Source organism: Calothrix sp. FACHB-168 (assembly GCF_963889195.1).
Classification (GTDB): domain Bacteria; phylum Cyanobacteriota; class Cyanobacteriia; order Cyanobacteriales; family Nostocaceae; genus Aulosira; species Aulosira anomala_A.
In genome coordinates this window covers 37,934-45,892 of sequence record NZ_CAWPNJ010000064.1, presented here as the reverse complement: position 1 = coordinate 45,892, position 7,959 = coordinate 37,934, and the positions used below count along the sequence as shown (strand labels likewise).

General features: G+C 38.2%; 15 protein-coding genes and 1 pseudogene. 15 read left to right on the top strand and 1 reads right to left on the bottom strand.

All coding sequences use genetic code 11. The features are described from left to right. Window positions 1-2,622 (top strand): WD40 repeat domain-containing protein (locus AACW45_RS31935; RefSeq protein WP_190637001.1); only part of this gene is annotated, 2,622 nt, incomplete at its 5' end. Window positions 2,623-2,638: 16 nt separating this feature from the next. Next, window positions 2,639-2,845: a hypothetical protein gene (locus tag AACW45_RS31930; protein WP_190636999.1), complete on the top strand. Its 207-nt coding sequence runs from the start codon at window positions 2,639-2,641 to the stop codon at window positions 2,843-2,845. On the opposite strand, the gene AACW45_RS31925 is transcribed toward AACW45_RS31930, so the two are convergent. After that, window positions 2,826-2,984, bottom strand: coding sequence for a hypothetical protein (locus AACW45_RS31925; protein WP_190636997.1), 159 nt, complete (start codon window positions 2,982-2,984; stop codon window positions 2,826-2,828). The genes AACW45_RS31930 and AACW45_RS31925 overlap by 20 nt on opposite strands. A gap of 17 nt (window positions 2,985-3,001) precedes the next feature. On the opposite strand from AACW45_RS31925, the gene AACW45_RS31920 reads away from it, so the two are divergent. From AACW45_RS31920 to AACW45_RS31860, 13 genes and pseudogenes are all read left to right on the top strand, one after another. After that, window positions 3,002-3,364: a papain fold toxin domain-containing protein gene (locus AACW45_RS31920; protein ID WP_190636995.1), complete on the top strand. Its 363-nt coding sequence runs from the start codon at window positions 3,002-3,004 to the stop codon at window positions 3,362-3,364. A 36-nt stretch (window positions 3,365-3,400) separates the two neighbouring features. Beyond that, window positions 3,401-3,766, top strand: a complete 366-nt coding sequence (locus AACW45_RS31915) for a hypothetical protein (RefSeq protein WP_190636993.1) — start codon at window positions 3,401-3,403, stop codon at window positions 3,764-3,766. A 280-nt stretch (window positions 3,767-4,046) separates the two neighbouring features. Beyond that, window positions 4,047-4,295 (top strand): DUF433 domain-containing protein, encoded by a 249-nt coding sequence (locus tag AACW45_RS31910; RefSeq protein ID WP_015127729.1) that lies wholly within the window; start codon window positions 4,047-4,049, stop codon window positions 4,293-4,295. Continuing rightward, a complete protein-coding gene (locus AACW45_RS31905) occupies window positions 4,296-4,646 on the top strand; it encodes a DUF5615 family PIN-like protein (RefSeq protein ID WP_190636991.1) in 351 nt (116 codons plus the stop codon). Window positions 4,647-4,676: 30 nt separating this feature from the next. After that, window positions 4,677-4,913: a hypothetical protein gene (locus AACW45_RS31900; RefSeq protein WP_190636989.1), complete on the top strand. Its 237-nt coding sequence runs from the start codon at window positions 4,677-4,679 to the stop codon at window positions 4,911-4,913. A gap of 33 nt (window positions 4,914-4,946) precedes the next feature. Beyond that, window positions 4,947-5,147, top strand: coding sequence for a hypothetical protein (locus tag AACW45_RS31895; protein WP_190636987.1), 201 nt, complete (start codon window positions 4,947-4,949; stop codon window positions 5,145-5,147). 70 nt (window positions 5,148-5,217) lie between these two features. Then, a pseudogene (locus AACW45_RS31890) lies at window positions 5,218-5,634 on the top strand (XisH family protein). Next, a complete protein-coding gene (locus AACW45_RS31885) occupies window positions 5,622-5,957 on the top strand; it encodes a XisI protein (protein WP_190636985.1) in 336 nt (111 codons plus the stop codon). Before AACW45_RS31890 ends, AACW45_RS31885 begins: the two are co-directional and overlap by 13 nt. A gap of 256 nt (window positions 5,958-6,213) precedes the next feature. Further along, window positions 6,214-6,507, top strand: coding sequence for a nucleotidyltransferase family protein (locus tag AACW45_RS31880; protein WP_190636983.1), 294 nt, complete (start codon window positions 6,214-6,216; stop codon window positions 6,505-6,507). Continuing rightward, window positions 6,504-6,845, top strand: coding sequence for a HepT-like ribonuclease domain-containing protein (locus AACW45_RS31875; RefSeq protein ID WP_190636980.1), 342 nt, complete (start codon window positions 6,504-6,506; stop codon window positions 6,843-6,845). The genes AACW45_RS31880 and AACW45_RS31875 overlap by 4 nt, the downstream gene beginning before the upstream one ends. Next, entirely contained in the window at window positions 6,811-6,999 is a 189-nt protein-coding gene (locus AACW45_RS31870; protein WP_190636979.1) for a hypothetical protein, read from the top strand. The genes AACW45_RS31875 and AACW45_RS31870 overlap by 35 nt, the downstream gene beginning before the upstream one ends. 226 nt (window positions 7,000-7,225) lie before the next feature. Next, the gene (locus AACW45_RS31865) at window positions 7,226-7,489 is read left to right on the top strand and encodes a hypothetical protein (protein WP_190636977.1); all 264 of its coding nucleotides are present in this window, start codon (window positions 7,226-7,228) and stop codon (window positions 7,487-7,489) included. Continuing rightward, the gene (locus AACW45_RS31860) at window positions 7,470-7,877 is read left to right on the top strand and encodes a type II toxin-antitoxin system VapC family toxin (protein WP_190636975.1); all 408 of its coding nucleotides are present in this window, start codon (window positions 7,470-7,472) and stop codon (window positions 7,875-7,877) included. Before AACW45_RS31865 ends, AACW45_RS31860 begins: the two co-directional genes overlap by 20 nt. The last annotated feature ends 82 nt before the right edge of the window (window positions 7,878-7,959 follow it).

Below are 7,959 nucleotides of genomic sequence, written 5' to 3'. Positions count from 1 at the left end.
ACAAGTTTGGAAAGGTTTATTACCTCACCCCTAACCCGTCTCCTGGGAGGAGAGGGGAAGCGGATTTTGTTGATTGCTGACCAATTTGAGGAAATTTATACTCTGTGTACGGATGCAGAGGAACGCAAAATTTTCTTGGACGGTTTGCTACAAGCGGTTAATAATGCACCATTTTTTACTTTATTACTCACCTTACGGGCGGATTTTTTATCTAGGGCGTTGGATGATTATGAGCCTTTTGGACGGGCGTTACAACAGTATCAACTAGAGCCTGTGGTGCGGATGAATCGGGAGGAGTTGGAAGCAGCCATTACACTCCCGGCGAGACAATTGGGTTTTGAGTTTGAGGAGGGTTTGTGTAATACCATAATTGATGATATCGAAGATGGGGATGGGCGTTTGCCGTTGTTGGAATTTACCCTGACTCAGTTGTGGAAGCAGCAATATGCGGGAAGGTTGACTCATCAAGCATATAAGAAAATTGGCGGGGTGGAGCAAGCCCTGGCGAATTATGCAGAGATGGTTTATGCAGACTTGAGTGAGGGGGAACGGGAAACAGCGCAACGGGTGTTTATTCAGTTAGTGCAACCGGGGGAAGGTACGGAAGATACCCGCAGGTTGGCGACGAGTGAGGAAGTGGGGGGAGAGAATTGGGATTTGGTGACGCGCTTGGCTGATAAGCGGTTGGTGGTGACGAACCGGGATGAGTTGAGTCATGAGGAAACGGTGGAAGTCGTCCACGAGGCTTTGATTCGCTATTGGGGACGGTTGCGGGGATGGATGCAGGAGAACCGCAAGTTTCGCATTTGGCAACAGGGGTTGATGGTTGCGTTGCAGCAATGGGTGGAGAGTGGTAAGGATGAGGGGGCTTTGTTGCGGGGTGCGACTTTGGCTGTGGCGGAGGATTGGTTGCAGCAACGGGGTGGAGAGGTGAGTAAACCGCAGCGATGGTTTATTGAGAAGAGTGTGGAGTTGCGGGAGCGGGAGCGGAAGCAGAAGGAGAGGTTGCGACTGAGTATTATTGCTGGGTTGGTTTGTGGTTTGGTGGTGATTTCGGGATTTGCTGTATTTGCTGGGTGGCAATGGCGAGAAGCCAAAAATCTAGCTATGAAGGCTCAAAATTCCGAATTAGTTTCGGGTAGTTACTTTGCAGAAAAACTTTTTGCTTCAGGCAATGAACTTGAAGGATTATTAGAAATTATCAAAATAGCTAAAAAGCTTCAACCATCAGAAAGAATTTCAAAAGATACGGTTAAAATAGTTACAAGAATATTAACTCAGATAGTTAATAATATTAGAGAAGATAAACGCTTGGAGATCAATGAAGTTTATGGGACTATACTTTCCAAGACTTGCGTTCTTGATTGCTCTGATAGCGAAAATAACGCCATAAAATTACCCATAAATATTAACAAGGTAATTTTTAGCCCTGATGGTAAAATAATAGTTGCTTTACAGGAATATGGAGATATTAAGTTTTGGGATACACACGGGAAATATTTAGAGACAATAAAAGCTCATAATAGTGGAATTACAGATATTCATTTTACTCCCGATAGTAAGACATTAGTATTTGCTAGTAATGATGGGACAATTCAATTTTGGAGTAAAGTCGATAAAGGAGTGCATTTGTCAAAGACCATAAAAATTGATATAAGTGATACGGGTAATGTAAAAAGACTTACTTTTAGCCCTAATGGAAAAAATATTGCTTCTTACGATAACTCCATAATTAAAGTTTGGAACCTAAATGGCAAACTAATACAAACTTTCAGGAGACAAAAACTAACAGATAAAATTAGTACTTGGAAGCAAGCTATTGCATATGATAGTAATAGAGATAAACAAAAAAATATATGGGGTGTTAGTAGTAAAAAAAAGCCCAATTTTCCTGAACTAAATAATGCTGAAAAAGAAACCGAACATTTTATACAGGCTATGCATTTTAATACTATACCTGATAATCTTGTTAGTTTCAGTACCAATTCCAAGCAAATTGCTGTCGGAAATGACGATGGGACAATTACTTTAATGAATTTAGACGGCACTAAATTCAGAATATTGAAAGGTCATCTTGGAAAGCTTCAAAGCATTAAATTTAGTCCGGATAGTAAAATAATTGCATCTGCTGACAATGAAGGTAAAGTAAAAATTTGGAGTTATCAAGGTGAAGAAATTTTAACATTGACAGGCCATACAAAATCAATTACAGATATCTCCTTTAGCCCTGATGGAAAGATTTTAGCTTTTGCTAGTGATGACAGAATAATTCAACTTTGGAATAATCAGGGTAAACAAATATTAATGTTGAAAATTCCTAATGCTTCAGCCACAAATATAAATTTTAGCCCTGATAGTAAAATACTTGCCTCTTCTATTGCTGATGGAACTATTAGAATGTGGAGTTTACAAAGTATTAATGATAAAAGTGAAAATAATTTTTTAACTCAAAATCTTCTGGAGCTTAACCCACGAGAAATAGAAGATAGAAAGCTTGGAAATGATTTCCTAGTTGATTCAATCCTAAAAGGTTGCAATCATTTGCGTGGCTACCTGCAAAATAACCCCAATGTCAGCGCAGAAGATAGACATTTGTGTGACAACATCAAAAATAATTCGTAATTCGTAATACCGCGATGTGATTTTCTCAATCGGTAAAATTGCTCGATGTATGTTGGGCGATTCCTACGGAAAGCTGAAGCGATCGCGCTTTTGTTACCTTGTTTTGAGAAATTGGTATCACAGATGCGATGGGGTGATTGGTTTGGTGATGTTGGAGAGCGATCGCTTGTACAGTAAGGCTTGGTTGGTAAGTGCGATCGCTTTTACAGTACGACTTGGTTGAGAAGTGCGATCGCTTTTACAGTATGGCTTGGTTGGGAAGTGCGATCGCTTGTAGGGAATGAGATTTTGTGGCGATCGCTAAAATTCTGGGTATCTTTGACGATTCGCTGCGACCTTAGCATTAATATATGTATATTCATATTTTTTGGGTGTATCGGTGAGTTCGTTATCTGATGGGGAGCTTTACCAGGAAATTGGTAAAATAGTTGCAAATTTTGACCTTCTTGAGTGTTATGAGTGCGCTCAAGCTGTAATAGAATTTTCACAAAGAAACGACATCAAGTATAAAATTCTCAGACTCAAAACAAGATATTCAGATGAGGATTTTGTTGTTAGCGATAGATTGATGAGTCGAGGTATAAATGATTCGATTACAATTAATGGTAAGCATTATGGAGTTGAAATCCAGGGTCTAGTATTTGACAATATATCAGTAGACGGAATGACAAGAGAAGATTGGCTGAACGATTTCCACTGTCCAAGCGAACAATTTGAGATTAAAGAGCTAGAATCTTTGTAGGATAATAATTTTCTGGCAATATATTAGGAGATTAATATGAGTGGTGGAATATATCAAATATTAGAAAAACTTCAAGTTAGACCAGGAATGTATATTGGTAGAGCTTCAGTTAGTGACTTATTTATATTCTTAGCAGGTTATAAAATAGCTAGGAGAGAATTAGGCATTGAATTAACCGAAGAAGAAAAAGATTTCTGTGACAACTTTCATGATTTTGTCGAGCAGAAATATAAACTGCATACCTCAAACTCCTGGGCAAAAATTATCATGCTCTATTGTCAGGATGAAAAAGCTGGTTTGGAAAGATTTTTTAAATTATTAGATGAGTTTAAAGCCCGCGATAAAAACTTATCTCATCAGGAAGAAGTTGCAGCTATTACACATAATGTAACCAAAAAGTAAGTAATTAGTCTATTTGATACAGCACTTTCCGGTGTAATGAGGTACAGTTTGGGCGGGCAAGATGCCCACCCCACAAGAGTTTCATGATGATAATTTGTACCTCATAATCACGAAATCTGCTGTAAATTGGTAACTTTGCTCTATGTATGTTGGGTGATTTCTACGGAAAGCTGACGCGATGAGGTGATTGGTTTGGTGATGTTGGAGAGCGATCGCGCTACATTAAATTAAAAGATTAGTATCATAAAATTTTAGAAATATAACCACAAGGAAAATAAAAATGACAAATCAGCAACTACTAGAACGAATAGTCCTCAACCCAAAAGTCCTAGCAGGAAAACCTACCATCAAAGGAACTCGTTTAAGCGTTGAGTATATTCTTAACCTCCTCGCTCATGGTGCAAGCTTCACAGAAATTATCGAAGAATATGAAGGGCTAACTTCTGAAGATATTCAAGCTTGTATTTTGTTCGCCAGTAAGTCACTATCAAACACCACTTTTATGCCTCTACTAGTGGAAAATACTTAAATGCGCTTTTTAGTAGACGAATGTACCGGGTCAACAGTTGCTCGTTGGTTAAGCGATCGAGGTTATGAAGTATTCTCAGTGTATGACGAAGCGCGGGGTATAAGCGATGATGAGGTTCTCCAAAAAGCATTGAATGAAAATTGGATTTTAATTACCAACGATAAAGATTTTGGCGATAAAATCTTTCGAGAAGGTAACTTGCACAGAGGTATAATTTTCTTGCGATTGGAGAACGAAAGAGCTACTAATAAAATCAGCAAACTTCAGCTTTTGTTAGAAAATTATGCAGATAGACTGCCTGAACAGTTTGTAGTCGTTACTGAAAATAAAGTAAGATTTGCATCACCATAGTACTTATGATGGCAATTGACTTAATGTTGGTTGGGCGATCGCGGTGGCGATAATCATCTGGAAATGGTGCTGGTATGCGATCGCATGATATCAACTAATCTACTGTTTTTGTCTGTTGGTGCTGGTGCGCGATCGCATGATATCAACGAATCTACTGTTTTTATCTATTGGTGCTGGTGTGCGATCGCTTTACGGTACGGGTTAAATTCAAAGTGCGATCGCTTTTACAGTACGACTTGGTTGAGAAGTGCGATCGCTTTACGGTAGGGGGTAAATTCAAAGTGCGATCGCTTTTACAGTATGGCTTGGTTGAGAAATGCGATCGCTTTACGGTACGGATTAAATTCAAAGTGCGATCGCTTGTGCGACGTAAGTCGTTCGCTTCCGCATCATAATGACGGTACGATAATTGTGTGGAATCTCGATTTAGATGACTTGCTAGTAAGAGGATATGGCTTAATACGAGCGTTGAGCCTAGAAAACAAAGAAATAGCCAGATAATCCCAAAAGCATCTGGCGATAAAGTAGCATAAAAAATAACTCATCTTCCCAGTATGTTTATTAAACACCTATGCCTGCCAAAGATGTTTATCATAATGTTGTGAGAACTGCCCTAGAAAAAGATGGTTGGCTAATTACTGATGATCCATTTAAATTAAAATGTGGGACAAAAGATTTATATATAGATTTAGGCGCAGAAAAACTTATAGCAGCAGAAAAAGGTCAACAGAAGATAGCAGTTGAAATCAAAAGTTTTCTCAGCCCATCCCCAGTTACAGATTTAGAGAACGCTTTAGGACAGTTTATCCTTTACTACGATATCTTAGAATAACAAGGAAGCGATCAAATTTTGTATCTTGCCATTCCCCAGGGAACTTACACTGAAATTTTTACCGAACCCATAGGCAAGATTTTATTGAAAAAGAATCGCCTGCGTCTACTAATATTTGACCAAAAACAAGAGGTAATTGTGCAATGGATACCTTAGACAAATATCAAAAAATCATCGAATACATTATGCAGGAATATGTCAAAATTCCCTATGCTTATGGTCAATTAGAAACAAAACTCATCATTGACCGCACAGCTACTAATTACATAGTAATGACTTTGGGATGGCAAGGGGAAGAACGGGTTCATGGTTGTATTATTCATATTGAAATTATTGATGGTAAAATCTGGATTCAGCGTGATGGGAGTGAATATGGCATTGCCAATGAACTTGTAGCCGCAGGAATTCCCAAAGATAAAATTGTTTTGGCTTTTCATCCAGAGGATGTTAGACAATATACAGAATTTGCGGTGGCGTGAATTTCAAGTACAGCCATAGCCTCTCATAACCTCAAACTTAGAGATGTTGCAATGCTAATAGACTGTTATCTGATGGGGAGCTTGACCAGGAAGTTGGTTAAGGTGATGTTGGAGAGCGATCGCTTTTACAGTAAGGCTTGATTGAGAAATGCGATCGCTTTACGGTAGGGGGTAAATTCAAAGTGCGATCGCGCTATATTAAATTAGGAGATTAATATCATAAAATTTTATAAAAACAACCACAAGGAAAATAAAAATGACACTAAAAGAATTAATTCAAGAAAAAAAAGAAGAAATAGAAACAATTGCTACTAAACATGGAGCTTACAATCTCCGAATTTTTGGCAGCGTCGCCAGAGAAGAGGAAACCGAAACAAGCGATATAGATTTATTGATTGATTACGACATCAATAAAATTACAGCTTGGTTTCCAAGTGGACTAATTCAAGACTTAGAAACCTTATTAAACCGCAAAATAGACGTAGTTACAACAAATTCCTTACATTATATAATTCGAGACAAAGTGTTGAGCGAGGCAATTTCATTATGAAAGATGGTCGAGTTTACCTAATTCATATTCGAGATTGTATTCAAAGAGTCAAACAATATACGCAGGAAGGCAAAGAAGTATTTTTAAATGACATTAAAACCCAGGATGCTGTTTTAAGAAATATTCAAGTGATGTGCGAATCCGTGCAAAAATTACCAAGTGATTGGAAAGATGCATATCCAGAGACAGAATGGGCTAATATAGCAGGCTTTCGCAATCGATTAACCCATGAATATTTAAGCGTAGACCTAAATATTGTTTGGAACGTCGTTGAAAAATATTTACCAGATTTAGAAAAAACTATTGAAGCAATGGCAGAGCAATTTTGGAACGCTTAAGAAGCGATTCCTACGGAAAGCTGGTGCGATCGCTTGTTCCGTAAGGCTTGGTTGGGAAGTGCGATCGCTTTTACAGTATGGCTTGGTTGAGAAATGCGATCGCTTTACGGTACAGGTTAAATTAGAAGTGCGATCGCTTTACGGTACGGGTTAAATTCAAAGTGCGATCGCTTTTACAGTATGGCTTGATTGAAAAGTGCGATCGCTTTACGGTATGGGTTAAATTCAAAGTGCGAAGCTTGCGCGACGTAAGTCGTTCGCATTCGATGCTATTATCACCTTGATCAATTTAACTGATGGGTAATTAAACTTAGCCGTCACCTACCAACCAATCAACTAAAATAAATATAAGCCGACACAGGTCATCCTACAGAGAAAAGATGGAACCATCAACTTTACGTACCAAAGTTCTGACAGAAATCAATCTCATCCCTGAAGAAAAGCTGGAAGAAGTATATAATTTTATCCATTATTTTCGAGTCAGTGTAGAAGCATCTCAAAACACACCCGAACAAATCATGCAGTTTGCAGGATGTTGGGATGATATGCCAGATGAAACATTTTCCGATTTCAGTGAAGAAATAATCACTCGTCGTCAACAGGCTTTTTTGGGAAGAAGAAGTGATGAAAGCAGCCTTAGTTGATACGAACATTTTATCTTTATTTTTCCGCAATCAACCCCTAGTTGTTGAGAAATTTAATGCATATATTCAGGAATATAGCAAAATTAATATCAGTATCATTACCTATTACGAAATAGTTAGCGGATTAAAGCATCGTGACGCACAGAAACAATTAAAATCTTTTTTAGAATTTGCTTCGTATAACATAATTTTGCCTCTAACTACAGATTCAACAACAATTTCTGGTGATATTTATGCCAGTTTAAGAAAAAAGGGGACACCAGTAGATGATATAGATATTCTCATCGCTGGTATCGCCATTACCAACGATTTGGTTCTTGTAACTAACAATCGGAGAGATTTCGAGAAAATTGAAGGTTTAGAGATTGAAGACTGGAGTCAGACGTAAAAGCGTTTAATTTTGCATTGCTCACAAAACTTGCGATCATAGCGACTAATCATCTGGAAATGGTGCGTTGCGCTAACGCGAC